Consider the following 20,608-nt stretch of genomic DNA (forward strand, 5'->3'; position numbering starts at 1 on the left):
ACGCGGGCGTCGCGGGTTCGCGCCGCGCCGCGTACTTCGTCCTGAACGCACTCGACCCCGCTCACCCCCGCCCGGTCCCGTGCGACCGGGCGGCGCCGCTGAGCGGGAGCGCGTACTAGACAGCGCCCGGTCGGCGTGACGCAGCGCCCAGTCGGCATCAGGAAGCGCCCAGTCGACGTAAGGAAACGCCCAGTCGACGGGCGTTGACCTGCGCGAACGACAATCTACTCAGCTGTGACCCTTGACACGTCGAATGGAGTGAATGTACGTTCATTCACTATGAAGTCCGAGTCACTCCGTCTCGGCAACCATCATCGCGAAGGAGCACAGACATGAGCTACGGCACCACCGACTACGAAGACATCGAGTACGTCGTGGAGGGCCCGACGGCGGTCATCACGATGAACCGCCCGCAGCGCTACAACGCATTTCGCGCCAAGACCGTCGAAGAGATGATCAACGCCTTCCGACGTGCCTGGGCCGACCGCAACGTGCAGGCCGTGATCCTGACCGGCGCGGGAGAGAAGGCCTTCTGCACCGGCGGCGACGTCAAGCAGCGAGCAGAGACCGGCGACTACGGGCCGTCGGAGTCGGGCATGTTCGAGATCGGCAACCTGCACAAGGTGATCCGTGACATCCCCAAGCCCGTCATCGCGGCGGTCAACGGACTGGCCATCGGCGGCGGACACGTGCTGCATGTGCTGTGCGACCTGACCATCGCCGCAGACACCGCACGCTTCGGCCAGTCGGGCCCCAAGGTCGGCTCATTCGACGCCGGATTCGGCTCGGCCTACCTGGCACGGGTCGTCGGCGAGAAGCGGGCGCGCGAGATCTGGTACCTGTGCCGCCAATACGACGCCGCCACGGCTGAGCGTTGGGGCCTGGTGAACTGGGTTGTCCCGGCGGCAGATTTGCTCGACGAGGCCAAGAAGATCGCTGCCGAGATCGCGGAGAAGTCGCCGACGACGCTGCGCTTCCTCAAGCAGAGCTTCAACGCGGACTCCGACCATCAGGCCGGACTCTCCAATCTCGCGATGAGCGCACTGGACCTCTTCACCCACTCCCCCGAGGGACTTGAGGGCGCAACGGCTTTCGCCGAGAAGCGCGCACCCGATTTCAACAAGTACGTCGGCGCCTGACCGCAGCAACCACAGACCACAGGAGCAAAACCCATGAGCACCAACAGCATCGCCGTCGTCACCGGCGCAGGATCGGGTATCGGTAAGGCCATCACGCTCGCATTCGCCGAGCAGGGCACCACGGTCGTCGCGGCCGATCTCGACCTCGACGCCGCCAAGCGTACAGCTGAGCAGAACGCCGCCATCGTGCCGATGTCCGTCGACGTCGCCGACCGGGCCACTGTCGACGCGCTACGAGACGCCGTCAACACCGAGGTCGGTGTCGCCGACATCCTCGTCAACGCCGCGGGATGGGACCGCACCGACCAATTCCTCAATGCGAGCACCGAATTCGCGGAGAAGGTGGTCGCGATCAACTACCTCGGACCAGTCCACATGGCGAGCGCCTTTCTACCGGGAATGGTCGAGGCGTCGACAACCGAAGGCTGGCAGGGCGGTCGGGTGATCAACCTTGCCTCCGACGCCGGACGAGTCGGCAGCGCAGGCGAATCCATCTACGCGGGCGCCAAGGGCGGCGTGATCGCCTTGAGCAAGTCGCTGGCACGAGAAATGGCGCGTCACCAGATCACCGTGAACGCCGTGTGCCCCGGACCCACCGACACCCCGTTGTTCCAGGCTCAGCCCGACAAGCTCAAAGAGGCTCTCGTCAAAGCGATTCCGTTCCGACGACTCGCCCGTCCCGACGAGGTCGCAGCGCCCGTCCTGTTCTTCGCCTCCCCCGCGGCGTCGTTCATCACCGGCCAGGTGATCAGCGTCAGCGGCGGACTCACGATGGCCGGCTAGGCCAACCCCGAGGTCACTGGAGATCATCATGAGCACCACCGCCAGTCACGACGCCGCAACACCGTACGTATACGACGCAGCACAGTACCGCTCGTTCTTCGAGCACGAGTTCACGTATCTGAACGGCTTCCGCCGCAACGTCTCCCGATACGCGCACACCACAGCGATGATCGACCCGACGACCGACACCGAGTGGACGTACGCAGAGCTCGGCGCCGCAGTGGACTCGTTGGCCGCAGGCCTCGCCGCCCACGGTGTCGGCGACGGCGACGTCGTCGGATATCAATTGTTCAACGGACCCGAGTTCGCGCAGCTCTACCTCGCCACCCAGGCCGTAGGCGCCGTCGGGTCACCGATGAACTTCCGGTTGGCGGCAGGCGAGACGGCGGTCATCCTCGATGTGAGCAGGCCGTCGGTCTACATCTACGACACCGAGCTCACCGACATGGTGTCCACGGCAATCGAGCGCGCCGAGCATACGCCGGACGTCCTGATCGGCGTGGGCACAGGCACTCTCGTCGACGGCCCGCGATCGATCCGATTCACCGACCTGCCTGCCGACGCTCCGGCACCGCGGACAACCCGCGGCGTGTTCGACGAGACCACCCGGCTCTACACGTCCGGCACCACCGGCATGCCCAAAGCAGTGCCGATGAACAGCGCGATCGAGATCTTCTCGGCGCATGACGTGATCATGCACTTCCCGCTCTCACCGGAGGATCGCATGCTGAACATGACTCCGTGGTTCCACCGCGGTGGACTCTATTGCGCCGGACCCAATCCCACGTTCTACCTCGGATCGTCGCTGGTACCGATGCGTGTGTTCGACGCGGCGACGACACTCGACTGGGTCGAGCGCTACGGACTGACATTCCTCATCGGTGCGCCGACCAACCTCGCGATGCTCGCTGCCGAGCAGCAACGTCGTCCGCGAGACCTGTCCAGCCTGAACGGCATCGTCACCATGGGTGCTCCCCTCGAACGCGACGCCGCACTGCTCTATCAGGAGGTGCTCACCCCCAGGATCTTCAACGGATACGGCAGCACCGAGGGGTTCTGGAACACCTTCCTGCGTCCCACGGACCTGCCCGATCACGCCGGAACCGCCGGACGCGCCTGCCTCGACGACGACGTGCGCGTCGTCCACGTCCGCGACGACGGCCAGCTGGCCGACCCGGACGACGTCGTCGCACGAGACGGCGACGAGGTCGGTGAAGTGATCATCCGCTCACCGAAATGTGCTGCGGCGTATTTCGATTCACCCCAGCAGGAGAAGGCGAAGTACAACGGTAGCTGGCTGCACATCGGCGATCTCGCCACCTGGGACGTCGACGAGTTCGTCACGATCGTCGGCCGCAAGGACGACATGCTCATCTCCGGCGGCGAGAATGTGCATCCGGTACAGGTCGAGGAGGCTCTGAACGGCCATCCCGCAGTGGCGGATTCGCTTGTCGTCGGGGTTCCCGACGACCGGTGGGGACAGCTCGTCGTCGCCTACATCGTGCCTGTCGAGGGCGCCCACCCGTCCCCGGAGGAACTCGACAGCTACTGCCGTGAGCACCCGATGCTCTCGCAGTTCAAACGTCCGCGCGCCTATCGCATCGTCGAGTCGCTCCCTGTTTCCGCGACCGGCAAGAAACTCCACTACCGGGCAACCACATCCGCAGCCGCCGAGATGTCGGCGGGCGAATTCGACGCCCCCGCACCACTGACAACATCGACCACCAACGGAGCCGACCGATGAGCACCACCGCCAGCACCAAGTTCTCCGCCCTCGACCCCCTCAACCTCGATCTCGGATACTCCGACGACGAACTGGCCGTTCGCGATTCGGTCCGCGGATTTCTCGCCGAGGCCGTGACCCCGTACATCGCCGACTGGTTCGAGGAGGGCGGAATCCCGATCGCGCGCGAGCTGTTCAAACAATTCGGTCAGCTCGGCGTTCTCGGCATGCATCTCGACGGATACGGTTGCGGCGGAGCGTCGTCGGTGCATTACGGCCTGGCCAGTCTCGAACTCGAGGCCTGCGATTCGGGCATCCGGTCGATGGTTTCGGTGCAGGGTTCACTCGCAATGTTCTCGATCTACAACAACGGCAGCGAAGCACAGAAGACGCAGTGGCTGCCGTCCATGGCCGAAGGCACCACCGTCGGCTGTTTCGGTCTCACTGAGCCCGACGCCGGATCAGACCCGGCGTCGATGAAGACGCGCGCCAGGCGCGACGGCGACGACTGGATTCTCGACGGCCGCAAGATGTGGATCACCAACGCCCCCATCGCCGACGTCGCCGTCGTCTGGGCGCAGACCGACCTCCCCGACGGTGGCGTGGGTGTGCGGGGCTTCATCGTGCCCACCGACACTCCCGGTGTTTCCACACCGGAGATCAAGCACAAGGCGTCGCTCCGGGCGTCGACCACCGGTGAGATCGTCATGGACAACGTGCGGTTGCCCGCGAATGCGCTGATGCCCGGAAACGACGACCTGCACAAGGGCAGGGGAATCAAGGGTCCGCTCTCGAGTCTCACCGAGGCCAGGTACGGAATCATCTGGGGATCGATCGGTGCGGCTCGCACCGCCTGGGCGGCAGCGCTCGAGTATGCCACGCAGCGAACACAATTCGGCAAGCCGATCGCCGGATTCCAACTGACACAGGCGAAGCTCGCCGACATGGCCGTCGAACTGCAGAAGGGCCAGTTACTGGCGTACCACCTCGGACGTCTGAAGGATTCGGTCGGGCTGCGTCCGGACCAGGTCAGCTTCGGCAAACTCAACAACACTCGTGAGGCCATCGAGATCTGTCGCACGGCGCGAACCATATTGGGCGGCAACGGTATCTCGCTGGAGTATCCGGTGATCCGTCACATGGTGAACCTCGAATCGGTGCTCACCTATGAGGGCACCCCAGAGATGCACCAACTTGTCCTCGGCCAGGCCTACACCGGCCAGAATGCCTTCCGCTGAACGGAGACTCCCCATGAGCGCACTCACCTACGACATCGAGCACAAGCAATTCCGCGACACCGCAGCACGATTCGTCGCCGAGCAGATCACTCCCTCGCACGAGAACTGGGAAACCGCGGGCCAATGGGACCGAAGCCTGTTCACCGAGGCGGGCAAGAACGGGCTGATCGGATTCGAGGTCGACGAGCAGTTCGACGGGCCAGGCGTCGACGACTTCCGGTACAACGCAATCCTGATCGACGAAATCGCACGCACCGGCGCGGCCGCCGAAGCGATCGCGTTCTCACTACAGAACGACGTCGTCCTCCCCTACCTCACCGAGCTGACCACCGACGAGCAGAAGGCGCGCTGGCTACCAGGCGTCGTCAGCGGGGAGACCGTGCTCGGCATCGCGATGACGGAGCCGGGGGCGGGCAGCGACCTTACCGGCATCACCACGTCGGCGGTGCGCGATGGCGATCACTACGTGGTCAACGGGTCGAAGACGTTCATCTCCAACGGCCGAAACGGCGACCTGTTCGTCGTCGCGACGAGGACGAGCCCGGACAAGCACAAGGGACTCACGCTGCTCGTCGTCGACGCTGCCACAACGGGTTTCGAGCGTGGCCGCAACCTCGACAAAATCGGGCTGCACGCACAGGACACCAGCGAGCTCTCCTTTCACGACATGCGGGTACCGGTGGCGAACCGTCTCGGCGAAGAGGGCGAGGGCTTCTACCAACTGGTGAGAAACCTTCCGCAGGAACGGCTCTCACTGTCCGTGGGCGCCATCGCGGCAGCCGAAGGTGTTTTCGCCCGCACCCTGGAGTACGTGAAGGAGCGCACCGCGTTCGGTTCGCCGATCGCGTCGTTCCAGAACACCCAGTTCGTCCTGGCCGAGCTCGCAACCGAACTCGACATCGCACGGACGTTCCTAGACGACTGCATCGCAGAACACGTCCGGGGAGAACTGAGCGCGGCACGGGCGGCGCGGCTGAAGTGGTGGGCAACCGAACTACAGGTCCGGACCGCGGACAGGTGCCTGCAACTGCACGGCGGCTACGGCTACATGCGGGAGTATCCGGTGGCACGAGCATTCGTCGACGCGCGTATCCAGACCATCTACGGCGGGACGTCGGAGATCATGAAGACCATCGTCGCCAAGGATCTGGGCATCTGAGCGGCTACAGTGATGAACGGTGATTCACCGTTCGATGGAGGAGGACTCGTGGCGAAATCCGCAACCGCACGCTCGACGTCGGATCTGGCCGTCGAAGATGCGGTGCGCGCGGTCCGGGTCTCGTCGCGTCGACGACAGTTGCTCGACGCCGCCGTGGCCGTCATGGAGCGCACCGGGTTTCACCAGATGTCGATGCAGGCGCTTGCCGACGAGGCGCAGGTCAGCGTCGGATTGTTCTACAAGTATTTCGGGTCGAAGGAGGACATCCTCCTCGCCGCCATCGTCGACATCCTGGAGAAGTTCCGCGATCAGTTGCAACCCGCGATGGACCTCGCGGGCGACGACCCCGTCGAACAACTCATCGCCGGTTTCCGGCAGTACGCGCGGATCGTCGACGAGAACCGCGATGCCGTCGTGCTGACGTATCGGGAGAGCCGCACGCTCGACGCGGAGGGTCGGGACCAGATCAAGCAGCTCGAGGTGGAGACGTCGGCGCCGATGCGCGACGCGATCACCGCAGCCATCGAGAACGGGTCGATGAAGGCGGACGTCGATGTCGACCTCGCGGTGTTCGATCTGATGATGCTCGCGCACGGGTGGGCGCTGAAGCACTGGCATTTCGCGCCCGCGCTGACGATCGACGAGTACGCGACGGCGCAGCTGCGGTTCGCTCTGCCGGCGCTGGTCGTCGGCGATCGGCTCGGCGGGTACCTGGCCGCGCTGTAGGGGTGGTCTCGACAAGCTCGACCAGCGGGTGGGGGCTCTCGACGCAGCGGTTGGGCTCGACCAGCGGTGAGGGCGCGGCTGGCTAGGCGGAGTCCGATGGCTCGGACACTGGGCGGTCGGATCGGCCGCGCGAGGACAGCCAGAGCGAGAGCACCCAGGTGCACAGCCCGACCCACACGGCGCCGAAGAGCCAGCCGGCGAGGACGTCGGTGGTCCAGTGGACGCCGAGGTAGATGCGGGTCAGGCCGACCAGGATCGATATCACCGGCGCTAGCGCCATCGACCACGGATGCGCACGCACCCACGGGATCACCCGGTACGCCGCGACGGCGATGAGTCCGTACACAACCATCGTCATCATCGAGTGTCCCGAGGGAAATGAGTAGCTCTCGATGTGGAGGAGCCGGTCGTCGCGCGGGGGTCTCTCGCGCCTGACGAGATGTTTGAGGATCACCATCAACGACGCTCCGAGGAGCGAACCCAGCCCGACGTAGACGGCCTCGGTCACGTGCTTACGGGCGGCGAGCGCGATCACGACGAGTGTCGCGACGATCCAGAGGGTGATCGTGTTGCCGAACACCGTGACGACGTGCGCAAGACCCGTCAGTGGCGCGGTGCGGTGGTCGACGACCCACGTGGTGATGTTTTGGTCGACGTCGCTGATCTGCACGATCATTCTCGCCACACTACCGACGATGCCCGCCGATCAGCGGTGAATGTGTGCCGTGTTGAAGGATGTGGGTGCTACAGCACCCACATCTTTAGGTACAACACACATTTAGAGGGGGGCTGGACGCTCACCCGGCGGGCTGCGTGGCCGCGAGGGCGCGGCTGATGACGAGGCGCTGGATCTGGTTGGTGCCCTCGAAGATCTGGGTGATCTTGGCTTCGCGCATGAACCGCTCGACGCGGAAGTCGCGGGTGTAGCCGTAGCCGCCGAGCACCTGGACGGCGTCGGTGGTGACCTTCATCGCGGCGTCGGTGGCGATCAGCTTGGCGGTGGCAGCGGCGCGCGAATATTGTTGTCCCGCATCGCGACGTCGTGCGGCGTCGAGGTAGGTTGCCCGGGCGGAGTCGACGGCGGCGGCCATGTCGGCGAGCAGGAAGCCGAGGCCTTGGTGGTCGATGATCTTGCGGCCGAACGTGGTTCGTTCGTGTGCGTAGTCGACGGCGGCGTCGAGCGCGGCCTGTGCGAGGCCGGTGGCGACGGCCGCGATGCCGAGTCGGCCGGAATCCAGTGCGGAGAAAGCGATCTGGAGTCCCTGGCCCTCGGCGCCGAGTCGACGTCCCTCCTCGATGAAGGCGTCGTCATAGTGTGCCGAGGTGGTGGGGACCGCCGCAAGGCCCATCTTCTCTTCGGGTTTGCCGAACGAGAGGCCTGCGGTGTCGCGGGGAACGAGGAAGCACGAGATGCCCTTGGAGCCTTCGCCTGTCCGCGCGAACAGGTTGTAGACATCGGCGATGCCGCCGTGGGTGATCCACGCCTTGGCGCCGGTGACGGAGTATCCGCCCTCGGCGGGCGCGGCTTTGCAGTTGAGTGCAGCGGCGTCGGATCCCGCTTGCGGCTCGGACAGGCTGTACGCGCCGATCAGCTTGCCCTCCAACAGATCCGGGAGCCACTGCTGCTTCTGCTCGTCGGTGCCGAAGGTGAACAGGGGATGGCAGGCGAGGCCGTGCACGCTGGTCGCGACGGCAACCGATGCCCAGCGCGTGCCGAGTTCTTCGAGCACCTGCAGGTACACCTCGTAGGGCTGGCCGCCGCCTCCCCACTCCTCCGGGTAGGGCAGCCCGAGCAGTCCTGCCTCGCCCATCTCGGCGAAGAGGCCGTCGGGATACCGCTCGGCCTTTTCATACTCGTCGACGATGGGGAGGAACTTCTTGTCGGCGAAGTCCCTGGTCAGCGCGATCAGATCACGAGCCTCGTCGGTGGGCAGGAGACGGTCGACGGGCATGAATCCTCCGATGGTGCGTGATCTGAACAGCTACTAATGCTCGACTCAATACAGTACTCAGGTACTCTTCCTAGTACTATCCGAGCGAGAATGCAATGCCCCCACCACCGCCCAGGAGATGACCGATGACCCGAGCCGAGCTCGCGACGCGGCGTCGAACTGAGTTGTTCGATGGCCTCCTCGCGCTGATGCTCGACGACGGCTTTGCGCACCTCCAGATCGCCGACCTCGCTGCGCGCCTGCACTGTTCACGCTCGACGCTCTACACACTGGCAGGCAGCAAGGAGCAGCTCGTGACCAAGACGGTCACCCACTTCTTCCGCACGGCGACCGACCAGGTCGAGTCGCGAGTAGCCGACGCCGCGACGTCGCGCGACGCCGTCGTCGAGTACCTGATCGCGGTGGGCGATGCTCTCTCGCCCGCATCCGCGCAGTTCATGGCCGACCTGCACGCCTTCGCGCCGACGCGCGAACTCTACGAACAGAACACCGCCGCTGCCGCCGCCCGCGTGCGCGGACTCATCGCTGCTGGGGTCGCCGCGGGCGAATTCCGTGACGTGGACGCCGCTTTCGCGGGCGACCTCGCCGCGACGATGATGAGTCGCATCCAACGGCGCGACGTCGAAGCACACACCGGCCTCGACGACGCGCAGGCCTATCGGCAGCTCGCGTCGATCCTCACGCGCGGGATCGACGTCGACCGAGGTTAGCGCCGCGCGCGGCGTCGAAGATGCGTGATGCCCCGGTCGTCGATCCACCAGTCGACGGACATGTCGACGCTCTCGCCGTCGCGGGCCACGGTGACGACCAGGTCGTCGTGGACTCTGACTTCGCCGTCCACTGCGCGCCCGGTGAGCGCGGTGAAGAGCACTGCGTCGGTGCCCGCAGCGGTCGACGGCTCGCCCTGCGACGCGACGACGGCGTTGAACGCCTCCGACGAGGTCGGAACGTCGAGAATGTCAGCCAACAGAGCGGCGTCATCTGACGGGCTGGCGGCGTCGGCCGCGAACACGACCATTGCGTCGGCGTCGACGACCTGCAGGTACCACGGACGATCGATCACCACCGCGTCGGTTACTGCGCTGCCTGACACCGCTCGAACACGTTCCGGCACAGCGAGATCCATCGGTTCGACGGTTCCGCGTCGGCATGCACGCACCATCGCGGCGTACGTCGTCGACGCCGCGCCGGCCGACACGTCGCGCGCAGGATCGGCGAGGTTGTGCAGCAGAGTGTCGGCGTCGGCGACCGATTCGACGTCGCTGCCGCCGAGCGCCGCGGCAAGCGAGTCGGCGTACGGATGGTCGAGGACGTCGCGGACTCCGGCCAGCGCCGACTCCGACGGTGCGCGGTACCAGCCGAGCGGATGCCCGTCGATGTACGCGTGATGACGCAACCACCACGCCGTGTACCCGTGACGGTCGGCGAGCACCGACTCGAGCGACTCGTCACGCGCGAGCAAGGTCAGCGCCTCGGGCCAGCAGTCATCGTCGACGAGGTCGAGATCGCGCACCGCGGTAAGGGTTTCGGGAAGATCGGCGAGACCGTCCCACCAGAGTTCCTCATCGGGCAGGTCGTGATCCGGCGCGGTCGGGAACTCGTCGGAGACGGTCGTGAAACCCCACCCGACGCCGATTCTGCGCAGCACGTCGGCTCCGACACGCGCCACCAGCTCGTCGTCGACGATGCCGAACGGATGATCGTCGACGAGCACGGAGAGCAGCGGAGCGTCCGGCAGTAGTAGTTCGTCGGCGTTGCGCCACTCGCCGTCGGCGGGTAACGCCATGCGCGACAACCACTCCGGTGCGTCCGCACCGGGATCCGCGACGAGCAGTTCGACGACCTCGTCCAGAAGTGTCGAGTCCTCGTCGTCGACCGCATCCTCATCCTCGACGAGTGCGCGCAGTGAATCGTCGGCGAGCGCCTCCGACACCGAGAGACGTTGCACGCCAAGTCGTTCGAGGAGCGGATGGTCGGCGTCGGGATCGACGGTGCGAATCCATCGCAGTGGACGCGACGTCGCGACGACGAAAAGCCCACGCGCGCCGATGTTCATGCGACCGTCCGCGCGCGGGACCGGCAGCGCGGACAGCTCCTCGACCTCCCGCGACGTCGGCACGAGTGGCGCGAGTGCGGCGTAGAGCCGCTGCCACCAGGCCGCTGGACGGTCGACACCGACGAGCCGATCAGCAAGGGTCGCAAGCCCTATCGGTGTGACCCCTAGACGTTCGAGCACGACAAGCGAGCTGGACGTGGAGAGGTCGGGGTGCACGAGGTCGGCGAAGAGATCGCCGAGTACGTCGGCCAATTCGTCGGTGAGTCCGAGCAGCATCACCGCACGCGATGGCACCAGGTCGGGGCCGTCGGCCGCGGGCAGCCATGACGCATCGCGCACCTCGTCGACGACGGCCTCGGTGAGCCGCGCGTCGTCGAGTCCTGCGATCCGATGCGACGCCGGTAGCAGAGCGAGCCGATCGGATGGTTCGGCAACGCGGAGCAGGTCCGCGTAACCGGCTGCGGCAGAGGCTATGTCGACGTCGGGAAGCAGTCGACGTCGGTCCGGCGTCGGCGGCAGCGATGTGATGATCCTGGCGGGTAGTCCTAGCTCGATGTCGGTGGCCGTCGGCGCGTACAGCACTCCCCGCACCGGACGAGCAGCCACGGCACCGTTGGACTGCGGTGCGAGCCAACGGTTCACAATACCGTCGCGCGTGTGCGTCACCTCCAGCCACGAGGCGTACACCCGCTCGGCACCTTCGACGTCGACGAACACCCGCAACCGCCGGGCACTACTGCCAGGGCCGAGCTGCGCAGCGTCGGACTCGGCAGCGTCGAAATCGGTCCGTTCGATCCGAAAGCTCCTGTCCGGCAGCGTGATCGACTCGACGGCTTCGAGGGAGAGCAGCAGATCGGGGACCTGCACCGCGATGTCGGCAAGGAGCGCTTGGGCGTCGACGTCCGCCGTCAACCCCAGCACGACGTCGGTGTCGAAGTCGGCAGCGGGCGCAGTGCTGACGGGCCACGCCAGGCGCAGCAACGGAACCGACGCGCCGTCTCGCGGCGAGATACCCGAATCCCGCACCGCGGCAACGGTATCGGCGCGATCGAAGCGGACGGAGCCCGTCGTCGAGCGGATCTCGACGTGGTCGGCGATGGTGGCGGTCGCCGTGAATCCGACGCCGTAGCGGCCGATGACTCCTGCGGCGGTGTCGTCGGATTTCGCCGACACCCGAAGCGCCACAAGCGAACGCACGCCGTCGGCACTCAGCGGAGCACCCGTGTTGGCGACGTGCAGTTCGCGGCCGTCGAGCCAGACGGCAATGCGTGCAGAAGAATTCGAAACGGCTGCCGCATCCGCAGCGTTGACCGCGAGCTCTGTGAACAGTCGGTCGCGGTAGCCGACGGTGACCAGATCGTCCTCGGCGTTACTGTCCTCGATCAGCCGGGTCGGTGACGAGCGCCAGGCGTCGAGTGTCGCTGCGCGCAGGCGGTCCGTCCCGAACGGGTCGTCGGTGTCGCGCCGGTCGGTCGTCAGGGTCGGCCGTTCTCAGACGATCTCGAGCACGCCGTCGTCGAATGCCTCGTACGCGGGCGATCCCTCGCCCCGATGCGGCTCGACGTCGGAGTGCGCCCCGCAGCCGTACTCGGCCGACACCACGCGGCCGTCGGCGGCGAGTTCGTTGGCGCACGCGCCGAACGCCGCCCGCAGAGCGCCGGAGAGGGGGATGTAGAAGCCGCAGGTCCCGCACGAGAACGGTGCGGCCTGAGCCATTTCGGAACCGGGACCGAAGTCGCCGTCGTACCAACGTTGCGCGGCGTCGTCACGTCCCTCGCGGCTGAGCACGCGGCGTCGGCCGAGTCCGAGTTCGCCCGCCACCTGCGCGACGTCGTCGTCATCGGCGACGAACTCGTCGCCGGTGTCGATCTGGTTGGGCACCAGCCGCGGATCGTCGTCCTCGGCGGCGAGCACATCGCCGGGATGCAGATCGCCCGACTCGACGCGCTGCGACCACGGCAGCCAGTCCGGCGCGAGCAGCGCGCCGTCGGCGGGCAGGAGCGCGGTCTCGCTGATCGTCACCTCGTCGCTGTTCGGCGAGCCTGCGACCACCACACACCACTGCCACCCCTGGTAGCCGGGAATGTCGGAGTCGAAGTAGTGGGCGACGGCCCACTCCCCCTCCGCGATGGCGGCGCGGTGGTCGCCCGGATGCTCCCCGTCGGCTTCGAGCGCTGAGCGAGCCGACTCGACGGCGTCGAGCAGAAGCTGGTTTCCGGTCACTGCGATCACTGTTCCAGTGTGCAATATCGACGCCGCGCCAGGCCAACCGCCCACCTCCAGACGTTGTGGCGCCCCACACGACGGACGGTTACGCCACACAGTCACACCTATGAGGAACAATTGATCAGGTGATCCGATGGAGGCGGGACGACGGCGGCCGATCGAACGACGACCCCCCGACGACGCCGGTACCCGAGAGCGAGACCTCGCGCATCGACGAGTACAGCCGACGACGCCCAGCTGCCCACCCGGGCAGCGCGAACTATCCCGCGGGCGACGGCCGGCAACGCGGTCGTGCCCACGCATCCGTCGGCGACGCCTACCTACCGCCACGCACACACAATCCGCACCTACCTCCACTCGACGAATCGCCGACTGTAGGCGCCACGCGTGCGATGCCCGACGAGGTCGGCAAGACGTCGGCCAAGGGCCCCAAGAAGATCACGGTCATGCGTGTGGCAGCGATGCGCGGACGCGAACTGACCGGGCGCGGCGTCGACAAGATCTATCAGGCCGCCACGGCCGACGGCGCCGACAAGTCGGGGCTGACGGCGCTGACCCTGCCGGTCATCGCGAACTTCGCGGTCGACGCCGCGATGGCCGTCGCACTGGCCAACACGCTGTTCTTCGCGGCCGCGACCGGCGAATCGAAGACGAACGTCGCGCTGTATCTGGCACTGACGATCGCCCCCTTCGCACTGATCGCCCCGGTGATCGGCCCCATGCTCGACCGTCTCCAACACGGTCGACGCATCGCGATGGCCACGACGTTCGGCCTGCGTACCGTGCTCGCGCTGCTCATCATCAGCAACGTCGCCTGGAACCCCGCGACGCAGCAACTGCAGTACGACCCGTGGGTGCTCTACCCGTGCGCGCTGGGTCTGCTGGTGCTCTCCAAATCGTTCGGGGTGCTGAAGTCGGCGGTGACACCGCGTGTCGTGCCCCCGAGCATCGACCTTCCGCGCGTCAACTCCCGGCTCACGACGTTCGGGCTGATCGGCGGGACGATCATCGGCGGCGCGGTGGCCGCGCTGTTCGAGGTGGTGTTGGCCAAGGCGCTTCCCATCCACATCCCCGGCGCGATGGTGTGGCTGGCGATCATCTCGGCGGTCGGCGCCTACCTGTGCCTGCGCATTCCGTCGTGGGTCGAGGTCACCGAGGGTGAGGTGCCCACCACCCTCACCTACCACGAGCCGCATCAGCCGGAGTCCGGGTCGGGTTCGGGACGCACTTCCCGTGCCAGGCGCGGAGCGCGCGAGATCGCCAAGACCATGCGCCAGCCGCTGGGCCGGACCGTCGTCGCGGGGCTGTGGGGTAACGGAACGATCCGCATCCTCACCGGCTTCATGACGCTCTACATCGCGTTCTACGCCAAAGCGCAGGGGTCGCACAGCGGGTGGATGCAACTCGCGCTGCTCGGCGCGGTCGGCGCGGCTGCCGGAGTCGGCAACGCGATCGGTAACGGCGTCGGGACGCGGCTGGAACTGAAGAATCCACCGAAGGTGATCGTGTGGGCGACCGCCGCCTGCTTCATCGTCGCAGTGCTCGCCGCGATCTTCGGCAACGTATTGCTCGCGGTGGTCGCGGGCTTCGTCGCATCCGGGACCAGCGCGATCGGCAAGGTGTGCCTCGATTCGTCGATCCAGGACGACCTTCCCGAACGTTCGCGGGCATCCGCCTTCGGCCGTTCGGAGACGGTCCTACAACTGTGCTGGGTGCTCGGGGCCGCGCTGGGCGTACTGCTTCCGCCGAAGCTGTGGATCGGGTTCACCGTCGTCGCCGTGCTCCTCGGCCTCGGCCTGGCGCAGACCGTGATGACCACCCGCGGGTCGACGCTGGTTCCCGGGTTCGGAGGCCACCGGCCAGACCAGGCGGCACCGACCGTCTCGTTCGCAGCTGCCGACACCACACGGTTCACCCACCCGACCGAGCGGGCCTTCCGCGCAGGTGAGAGGCCCGAAAACGGCCACCAGAGCCCGTCCGAGGCGCCCACCCGACCACAGCCGAGCAGACCGCCACACGGACCTGTCCACCCGAGCGGTCATCACACAGGCCATCATTGAACCGTGCAATTCAACAGCGGTGAGAAGAAGGCGGTCGCGATCATCGCGATCGTGGCGGTCGTGTTCACAGGTGTGGTCGGCGGCATCGTGAGCGCTCTGGTCATCAGCAATCACCACGATGACCGCGGCTATCTGCACGTCGCGATCGACGACGAGCTGGTCACCGTGCGGCCGACGGAGTGGTGCGACGTACTGATGCAGAACTGCACCGCCGACCAGAACCAGGCGCTGCGCGGTCAGCGCGCGCCGCTGCCGATCGGTCAGAGCGCGACCCTGTCGGTGTCGGAGGACATCTCCGACCACCCGTGGCTGCTCTACCTGCTCTACGCCGACCGCAACGGAGTGATCATCAACCCCGACCCGACGCCCGAGTACAAGTCGAGCGGGTCGACCTTCACCGTCGAACTGCCGTCACGACCCGACCGGGTGCTGGTCAACATCGAGGTGCAGCCGCTGTCGGCGGTCGTCGTCGACGGCCAGTACCAGGTTGCGCGCGGCGTGCTCGCACTGAACACCACACCGAACGGATTCCGGGTCAAGCAACCCTCGCCGCAGAACCCGACCCCGCCAAGCGAGCGGGACCAGGAACCATCGGCAACGGGATAGCGAGTCAGGCGTCGAGCTCGCGGGCTACGGCGCGCACGACCTCGGAAATGCGTTGCGCCGTCTTACGATCCGGGTAACGACCCTTGCGCAGATCGGGCTGCACCTTGCCCTCCAGCAACGTGATGAGATCGGCGACCATGCCGTGCAACTCGTCGGGGCTGTGCCGCTTGGCCTGCTGCTCCTTGCGCGCGGCCTCACGGGTGTTCTTCGTGACGCTCGGGGCGGGCTCGAGCACGGTCACGGTCAGCGCCTGCGGTCCGCGACGACCAGCAGCCATGCCGAATTCGACGCGCTGGCCCGGCTTGAGAGCCTCGACGCCTTCGGGCAGCGCGGACGAGCGGACGTAGACGTCCTCCCCGCTCTCCTGAGCAAGAAAGCCGAAGCCCTTCTCCGCGTCGTACCACTTCACCTTGCCGGTCGGCACTGTGCTCACCCTCATCTTCGCTCGGTCTCACCACCGCGGTCATCTACCGCGGCGAGTCTTGTCACAGCAACTGGCTTGTCGTTCACAACAGTTGCCTTCTCACAGCAAAAGACGCCCAACCCACGACAATCAAATGAGCAGGGCGCCTGGTTACCAACATTCTAGCCAATGGCCTGCTGAACAGTCACCTCACATTCGGCCCGGAGCAGCGACGCTCGAATGTGTTCTACCGTTGAGGTATGCAGAAGAAATCGTCCACGGCTCTTCTCGCCCTCGCGGGGCTCGTGTTCGGCATCGGATTGATCGCGCTGATCGCGCTGTTCGTGATGCCCGCCGTCGATGACGGCGGTACCGCTCCCACGTGGGTCTATCTGCTGGCGATGTGCACTCCGATCGGTTTCCTTCTCGGCATCGTCTACGCGCTGCGCTCCGGGCGGCGCGTGAAATGACGACTCAGGGCGACGCGAGCCGCAGCTCGTTCGGTGCGCTGTCGCCGGTGTCCGAGCCCGGTGCACTCAAACGCGCATACAGTTGCTTCCCCACCGGGGTCGTCGCGGTGTGTTGCCGCGGCACCGCCGACGCCCCGCTCGGCATGGCGGCGTCGGCGTTCACGACGGTCTCCCTCGACCCGCCGCTGGTCTCGGTCTGCGTTCAGAACACCTCGACGACGTGGCCGCGGCTGCGCGAGGCGCCTGCGCTGGGCGTGAGCGTGTTCTCGCACACGCAGTCGGCGCTGTGTCGGCAGCTGGCCGGTCCCGCCGAGCATCGATTCGACAACACCACACCTCAGGCCACCGACGACGGCGCGCTGTTTCTCCCCGACTCCGCCGCACAATTGTCCTGCCATATCCACAGTGAGGTGCCCGCTGGTGACCACACCGTCGTGTTGCTGCAGATAGACGCACTCGACTGCGACCCGGACGTCGAACCGCTCGTCTTCCACGCCAGCACGTTCCGCGCCCTCGAAGCGCGTCCGCGGTTGCACCCGACGTCAGGGCCGACATGAGCACCACCGACCTCGGACTTCCGACCGCCCCGCGCCCCAGACGAGACGTCGATGCGCCGACGTCGGGGCCGTTGATCGACACGTTCGGTCGCGTCACCACGGACCTGCGGGTGTCGGTGACCGACCGCTGCAATCTCCGGTGCACCTACTGCATGCCTGCCGAAGGTCTGGACTGGTTGCCGTCCGAGGATCTGTTGACCACCGACGAGTTCGTGCGGGTGCTCACTGTCGCCGTACGCGATCTGGGCATCCGACGCATCCGCTTCACCGGCGGCGAACCGCTGCTGCGCCGCGACCTCGAGGAGCTCATCGCGGCGGCGTCGACCCTGCCGGAAGGGCCAGAACTCGCGCTCACCACCAACGGACTCGGGCTGCGACACCGTGCGAGAGCATTGGCCGACGCGGGCCTGGACCGCATCAACGTCTCTCTCGACACCATCGACCCGGCCCGCTTCGCGCAGATCACCCGCCGCGACCGGCTCTCCGACGTGCTCGACGGACTCGCCGCCGCGCGCGACGCCGGACTCCAGCCGGTCAAGGTCAACGCCGTCGTACCCAGCCGTGACGACCTCGCGGGCCTGCCTGCGCTGTTGCGCTTCTGCCTCGACGAGGGCTACCAACTCCGCATCATCGAACAGATGCCGCTCGACGCCGATCACCGGTGGGATCGCGGCGCGATGCTCACGGCCGACGAGATCCTCGCGACGCTGCGTCGAACCTTCGATCTCGACCCCGACCCCCGCCCACGCGGCGGGGCGCCGGCGGCCACGTGGCTCGTGCGGGGGCACACCGACCCGACGGGACAGACTGCCCGCGTCGGGGTGATCGCGTCGGTGACGCGGCCGTTCTGCGGTGACTGCGACCGCACCCGACTGACCGCCGACGGCGCACTGCGCAACTGTTTGTTCGCCGACGCCGAGACGTCGTTGATGCCCGCCCTGCGCGGTGGACTCACCGCCAGCGCCCTCGACGCCGAGATCGCGCGGCGCTGGCGAGGTGACATGTGGCACAAGGCCGCGGGACATGCGGTGAATACCACGGAGTTTCGTCAACCCGACCGCCCGATGTCGGCCATCGGAGGGTGAGCGAACCGATGACGCTGACCGTTCGGTTCTTCGCGGCTGCGCGTGCCGCCGCGGGTGTCGACCTGACCGAGATCGATGTGCCTGCCGACGCCACGCTCGGCGACCTCGAACGCGCCCTGAGCGCCGGCCACCCCGCGCTCACGCCCGTGCTCGCCCGGTGCTCGTATCTGCGGGACGCGATCGCCCTGTGCGACCGCACGGCACCCCTCGGCGACTGCGCGACCATCGACGTTCTGCCCCCGTTTGCCGGCGGCTGACGCGTCCGAACCCCTGTGACCTTAGTCACATAACAGAGCGATAACGGGATGGACACGAACCGACCATCTTCGGGTTGAGCAGGGGTGACGGGGAATTTGGGCCCAAAGTCCCACTCACAGCCCAAAAAACAAGTTGCGGACGAGGGTGATTCGGCGGCGCAGACGTCGTACTGTACGAACAGTCTCCTCCGGGGAGATCACAGGACAGCCAAAAGAACACAACATTCGACCGGGCGCGCCAAGCCTCGTTCCCCCGATCGAATGACGAACAACAAACTCAGGAACGAGGACGGGGGACCCAACATCTCCGATGGAGATACGGACATCCGCACGGATGCCCTTGGGGTTAAGTCCACCGGCCGCCACGGCGACCACGGACCGAGCAACCTCTCGTTCGAACCCGACAGCTGACTTCGTAGGCGCGTGGAGAGAGGATAGACAACTCATGGCCGGACGTCATCGCAAGTCGACGACCAACACGACCACCAAGACCTTCGCGAAGGTCGCGCTCACCGGCGCAGTGCTCGGCGGCGGAGCCGCTCTGCTCGGCACCGGTTCAGCACACGCAGCCGCCGACTCCGAGTGGGACCAGGTCGCACAGTGCGAGTCCGGGGGCAACTGGGCGATCAACACCGGAAACGGCTACCAGGGCGGACTGCAGTTCAGCCCGAGCACCTGGGCTGCCAACGGTGGCACCGCGTACGCACCGAGCGCCGACCAGGCCTCCAAGGAGCAGCAGATCGCCGTTGCAGAGCGCGTGCTGGCAACGCAGGGCAAGGGTGCATGGCCGGTGTGCGGCACCGGACTGTCGGGCTCGACCCCGCGGACCGCTCCCACCGACTCGCCCAAGCCGCTGCAGGCCCCCAAGCCTGAGCTGAAGCCCGAGGCGCAGCCGCAGACCCCGCTGGAGAAGACCCCCGAGGCCAAGAGCACCGACGACGTCAAGAGTCAAGTCGACGGCGCGCTCGACGACGCCAAGGTCAGCCCCGAGGTGAAGAACCTCTGGAAGGCAGCCAAGGACAGTGGCTACCAGCTCACGCCGGATCAGCTGAAGCTCTACAACCAGAACAAGGGCCTGATTCCGCTCCCCTGAGCGATCTCGCCCGCGTCCCGGCAGTGATGACTGCCGGACCCCGAGACAAAGGGCCCCGCACGACGCCATAACGGCCGTGCGGGGTCCTTTTCCAATTCTCTGGTCGTTTAGGCCGAGTTTCAGGCCGAGCCGACCCATTCGTCTGAGCCGTCGGCGAACAACTGGTGCTTCCACACCGGCAGACGGGCCTTCACCTCGTCGACGAGCCGTGCGCACAGTTCGAATGCAGGCGCCCGATGGTCGGCGGCCACGGCGACGACGAAAGCCACGTCGCCCACGTCGAGCTCGCCCACGCGGTGCGACACCGCCACCGCGCGCACTCCCGCAACAGACGCCGACACCTCGTCGACCACCTCGGCGAGCACCGCAGGTGCGCTCGGATGCGACGAGTACCAGAGCGTGGTGACCGCAGACGCGTGATCTCCGTCGTGGTTGCGCACTGCGCCCGCGAAGCCGACGATCGCGCCGGCGGAACCCGCAGCGGCGTCGGCGACGAGTTGTTCATGAGACGGGAGGTCGATGGGATCGGCGGCGAGATCGGCCTTGACGACACGCACGGTCATGCGTCGCTCCGCGGGTGATCGCCGCCGCGGATCTGGTCGAGCGCGTGGTCGAGGACGCCGTCGAGTACGTCGAGGCCGTCGCGGACTCCACCGGTCGATCCGGGCAGGTTGATGACGAGCGTGCGGCCCGCGACACCTGCGACGCCGCGGGAGAGGACCGCCGTCGGCACCGCCGGGAGTCCCGACGTGCGAATCGCGTCGGCGAGTCCGGGGATCTCGACGTCGAGCAGTGCTCGGGTCTCCTCCGGGGTGCGGTCGGTCGGGCTGAGGCCGGTTCCGCCCGTGGTGATCACGAGGGCGTCGGATGCGTAGATCCCGGCGCGAATCGCGTCGCCGACCGGCGCACCGTCGGCGACGACGTCGACCTCATCGACGACGAATCCGCGTGAGGTGAGCCACTGCGCGATGATCGGGCCGCTCTTGTCGAGATAGAGGCCGCGGCTCGCACGTGTCGATGCCACGACGACGCGGGCCACGGGTTTCTCGTCAGGTATCTTCTCGTCAGGCATCTT

21 protein-coding genes, 1 pseudogene and 1 riboswitch are annotated in these 20,608 nt (G+C 66.8%); of the genes and pseudogenes, 15 read left to right on the plus strand and 7 right to left on the minus strand.

Annotation, left to right across the window (positions count from 1 at the left end):
• The 7 genes and pseudogenes from A5777_RS25155 to A5777_RS01520 form a co-directional block, all read left to right on the plus strand.
• Positions 1-119, plus strand: a pseudogene (locus A5777_RS25155) (lipase); the annotation flags it as partial.
• A gap of 213 nt (positions 120-332) precedes the next feature.
• Positions 333-1,139, plus strand: a complete 807-nt coding sequence (locus A5777_RS01495; RefSeq protein WP_064861400.1) for an enoyl-CoA hydratase-related protein — start codon at positions 333-335, stop codon at positions 1,137-1,139.
• A gap of 33 nt (positions 1,140-1,172) precedes the next feature.
• Positions 1,173-1,922, plus strand: a complete 750-nt coding sequence (locus tag A5777_RS01500; protein WP_005206646.1) for an SDR family NAD(P)-dependent oxidoreductase — start codon at positions 1,173-1,175, stop codon at positions 1,920-1,922.
• A 28-nt stretch (positions 1,923-1,950) separates the two neighbouring features.
• On the plus strand, positions 1,951-3,666 hold the full coding sequence (locus A5777_RS01505) for a class I adenylate-forming enzyme family protein (protein ID WP_064861401.1): 1,716 nt from the start codon (positions 1,951-1,953) through the stop codon (positions 3,664-3,666).
• Positions 3,663-4,883, plus strand: coding sequence for an acyl-CoA dehydrogenase family protein (locus A5777_RS01510; RefSeq protein WP_005206648.1), 1,221 nt, complete (start codon positions 3,663-3,665; stop codon positions 4,881-4,883). The genes A5777_RS01505 and A5777_RS01510 overlap by 4 nt, the downstream gene beginning before the upstream one ends.
• A gap of 13 nt (positions 4,884-4,896) precedes the next feature.
• Complete coding sequence (locus tag A5777_RS01515; RefSeq protein WP_005206649.1) at positions 4,897-6,042, plus strand: acyl-CoA dehydrogenase family protein; 1,146 nt, start codon at positions 4,897-4,899, stop codon at positions 6,040-6,042.
• A gap of 48 nt (positions 6,043-6,090) precedes the next feature.
• Positions 6,091-6,768 (plus strand): TetR/AcrR family transcriptional regulator, encoded by a 678-nt coding sequence (locus A5777_RS01520; RefSeq protein ID WP_064861411.1) that lies wholly within the window; start codon positions 6,091-6,093, stop codon positions 6,766-6,768.
• An 82-nt stretch (positions 6,769-6,850) separates the two neighbouring features.
• Here the strand turns inward: A5777_RS01520 and A5777_RS01525 are convergent, their stop codons facing one another.
• Positions 6,851-7,444 (minus strand): phosphatase PAP2 family protein, encoded by a 594-nt coding sequence (locus tag A5777_RS01525; protein WP_064861402.1) that lies wholly within the window; start codon positions 7,442-7,444, stop codon positions 6,851-6,853.
• Positions 7,445-7,565: 121 nt separating this feature from the next.
• Positions 7,566-8,720 (minus strand): acyl-CoA dehydrogenase family protein, encoded by a 1,155-nt coding sequence (locus A5777_RS01530; RefSeq protein WP_064861403.1) that lies wholly within the window; start codon positions 8,718-8,720, stop codon positions 7,566-7,568.
• A gap of 125 nt (positions 8,721-8,845) precedes the next feature.
• On the opposite strand from A5777_RS01530, the gene A5777_RS01535 reads away from it, so the two are divergent.
• On the plus strand, positions 8,846-9,430 hold the full coding sequence (locus A5777_RS01535; RefSeq protein ID WP_005206653.1) for a TetR/AcrR family transcriptional regulator: 585 nt from the start codon (positions 8,846-8,848) through the stop codon (positions 9,428-9,430).
• On the opposite strand, the gene A5777_RS01540 is transcribed toward A5777_RS01535, so the two are convergent.
• Positions 9,427-12,255, minus strand: a complete 2,829-nt coding sequence (locus A5777_RS01540; RefSeq protein WP_039855933.1) for a sacsin N-terminal ATP-binding-like domain-containing protein — start codon at positions 12,253-12,255, stop codon at positions 9,427-9,429. The genes A5777_RS01535 and A5777_RS01540 overlap by 4 nt on opposite strands.
• A gap of 12 nt (positions 12,256-12,267) precedes the next feature.
• Complete coding sequence (locus A5777_RS01545) at positions 12,268-13,008, minus strand: DUF3027 domain-containing protein (protein ID WP_039855934.1); 741 nt, start codon at positions 13,006-13,008, stop codon at positions 12,268-12,270.
• Between the two features lie 119 nt (positions 13,009-13,127).
• Here A5777_RS01545 and A5777_RS01550 point away from each other — a divergent pair, with 119 nt between their 5' ends.
• Together A5777_RS01550 and A5777_RS01555 are read left to right on the plus strand one after the other, a co-directional pair.
• Positions 13,128-15,062: an MFS transporter gene (locus A5777_RS01550; protein ID WP_376782651.1), complete on the plus strand. Its 1,935-nt coding sequence runs from the start codon at positions 13,128-13,130 to the stop codon at positions 15,060-15,062.
• A 3-nt stretch (positions 15,063-15,065) separates the two neighbouring features.
• Positions 15,066-15,668 carry a DUF2771 family protein gene (locus A5777_RS01555; RefSeq protein WP_064861404.1) on the plus strand — a complete coding sequence of 201 codons (603 nt, stop codon included), beginning with the start codon at positions 15,066-15,068 and terminating at the stop codon, positions 15,666-15,668.
• 4 nt (positions 15,669-15,672) lie between these two features.
• On the opposite strand, the gene A5777_RS25610 is transcribed toward A5777_RS01555, so the two are convergent.
• Positions 15,673-16,092: a cold-shock protein gene (locus A5777_RS25610; RefSeq protein ID WP_064861405.1), complete on the minus strand. Its 420-nt coding sequence runs from the start codon at positions 16,090-16,092 to the stop codon at positions 15,673-15,675.
• Between the two features lie 239 nt (positions 16,093-16,331).
• Here A5777_RS25610 and A5777_RS01565 point away from each other — a divergent pair, with 239 nt between their 5' ends.
• From A5777_RS01565 to A5777_RS01585, 5 genes are all read left to right on the plus strand, one after another.
• A complete protein-coding gene (locus tag A5777_RS01565) occupies positions 16,332-16,541 on the plus strand; it encodes a hypothetical protein (RefSeq protein ID WP_064861406.1) in 210 nt (69 codons plus the stop codon).
• On the plus strand, positions 16,538-17,098 hold the full coding sequence (locus tag A5777_RS01570; RefSeq protein WP_064861407.1) for a flavin reductase family protein: 561 nt from the start codon (positions 16,538-16,540) through the stop codon (positions 17,096-17,098). Before A5777_RS01565 ends, A5777_RS01570 begins: the two co-directional genes overlap by 4 nt.
• Positions 17,095-18,183 (plus strand): GTP 3',8-cyclase MoaA, encoded by a 1,089-nt coding sequence (moaA, locus tag A5777_RS01575; protein WP_064861408.1) that lies wholly within the window; start codon positions 17,095-17,097, stop codon positions 18,181-18,183. The genes A5777_RS01570 and moaA overlap by 4 nt, the downstream gene beginning before the upstream one ends.
• 8 nt (positions 18,184-18,191) lie before the next feature.
• The gene (locus A5777_RS01580) at positions 18,192-18,440 is read left to right on the plus strand and encodes a MoaD/ThiS family protein (RefSeq protein ID WP_064861413.1); all 249 of its coding nucleotides are present in this window, start codon (positions 18,192-18,194) and stop codon (positions 18,438-18,440) included.
• A gap of 259 nt (positions 18,441-18,699) precedes the next feature.
• Positions 18,700-18,878: riboswitch (cyclic di-AMP (ydaO/yuaA leader) on the plus strand.
• A 7-nt stretch (positions 18,879-18,885) separates the two neighbouring features.
• A complete protein-coding gene (locus tag A5777_RS01585; protein ID WP_064861409.1) occupies positions 18,886-19,533 on the plus strand; it encodes a transglycosylase family protein in 648 nt (215 codons plus the stop codon).
• Between the two features lie 119 nt (positions 19,534-19,652).
• Here A5777_RS01585 and A5777_RS01590 read toward each other — a convergent pair whose 3' ends face one another.
• Together A5777_RS01590 and A5777_RS01595 are read right to left on the minus strand one after the other, a co-directional pair.
• Positions 19,653-20,096: a molybdenum cofactor biosynthesis protein MoaE gene (locus A5777_RS01590; protein ID WP_064861410.1), complete on the minus strand. Its 444-nt coding sequence runs from the start codon at positions 20,094-20,096 to the stop codon at positions 19,653-19,655.
• Positions 20,093-20,605 (minus strand): MogA/MoaB family molybdenum cofactor biosynthesis protein, encoded by a 513-nt coding sequence (locus tag A5777_RS01595; protein WP_197501489.1) that lies wholly within the window; start codon positions 20,603-20,605, stop codon positions 20,093-20,095. The genes A5777_RS01590 and A5777_RS01595 overlap by 4 nt, the downstream gene beginning before the upstream one ends.
• Between the last annotated feature and the right edge of the window lie 3 nt (positions 20,606-20,608).

This window comes from Gordonia sp. 852002-10350_SCH5691597, from assembly GCF_001665715.1.
Taxonomy (GTDB): Bacteria; Actinomycetota; Actinomycetes; order Mycobacteriales; family Mycobacteriaceae; genus Gordonia; species Gordonia sputi.

Excerpts from the sequence above, each read along its gene's own strand:
- A5777_RS01495 (WP_064861400.1), top strand. The coding sequence starts at position 333 with ATGAGCTACGGCACCACCGACTACGAAGACATCGAGTACGTCGTGGAG.
- A5777_RS01500 (WP_005206646.1), top strand. The coding sequence starts at position 1,173 with ATGAGCACCAACAGCATCGCCGTCGTCACCGGCGCAGGATCGGGTATC.
- A5777_RS01505 (WP_064861401.1), top strand. The coding sequence starts at position 1,951 with ATGAGCACCACCGCCAGTCACGACGCCGCAACACCGTACGTATACGAC.
- A5777_RS01510 (WP_005206648.1), top strand. The coding sequence starts at position 3,663 with ATGAGCACCACCGCCAGCACCAAGTTCTCCGCCCTCGACCCCCTCAAC.
- A5777_RS01515 (WP_005206649.1), top strand. The coding sequence starts at position 4,897 with ATGAGCGCACTCACCTACGACATCGAGCACAAGCAATTCCGCGACACC.
- A5777_RS01525 (WP_064861402.1), bottom strand. The coding sequence starts at position 7,444 with ATGATCGTGCAGATCAGCGACGTCGACCAAAACATCACCACGTGGGTC.
- A5777_RS01530 (WP_064861403.1), bottom strand. The coding sequence starts at position 8,720 with ATGCCCGTCGACCGTCTCCTGCCCACCGACGAGGCTCGTGATCTGATC.
- A5777_RS01535 (WP_005206653.1), top strand. The coding sequence starts at position 8,846 with ATGACCCGAGCCGAGCTCGCGACGCGGCGTCGAACTGAGTTGTTCGAT.
- A5777_RS01565 (WP_064861406.1), top strand. The coding sequence starts at position 16,332 with ATGCAGAAGAAATCGTCCACGGCTCTTCTCGCCCTCGCGGGGCTCGTG.
- A5777_RS01570 (WP_064861407.1), top strand. The coding sequence starts at position 16,538 with ATGACGACTCAGGGCGACGCGAGCCGCAGCTCGTTCGGTGCGCTGTCG.
- moaA (WP_064861408.1), top strand. The coding sequence starts at position 17,095 with ATGAGCACCACCGACCTCGGACTTCCGACCGCCCCGCGCCCCAGACGA.
- A5777_RS01580 (WP_064861413.1), top strand. The coding sequence starts at position 18,192 with ATGACGCTGACCGTTCGGTTCTTCGCGGCTGCGCGTGCCGCCGCGGGT.
- A5777_RS01585 (WP_064861409.1), top strand. The coding sequence starts at position 18,886 with ATGGCCGGACGTCATCGCAAGTCGACGACCAACACGACCACCAAGACC.
- A5777_RS01590 (WP_064861410.1), bottom strand. The coding sequence starts at position 20,096 with ATGACCGTGCGTGTCGTCAAGGCCGATCTCGCCGCCGATCCCATCGAC.
- A5777_RS01595 (WP_197501489.1), bottom strand. The coding sequence starts at position 20,605 with ATGCCTGACGAGAAGATACCTGACGAGAAACCCGTGGCCCGCGTCGTC.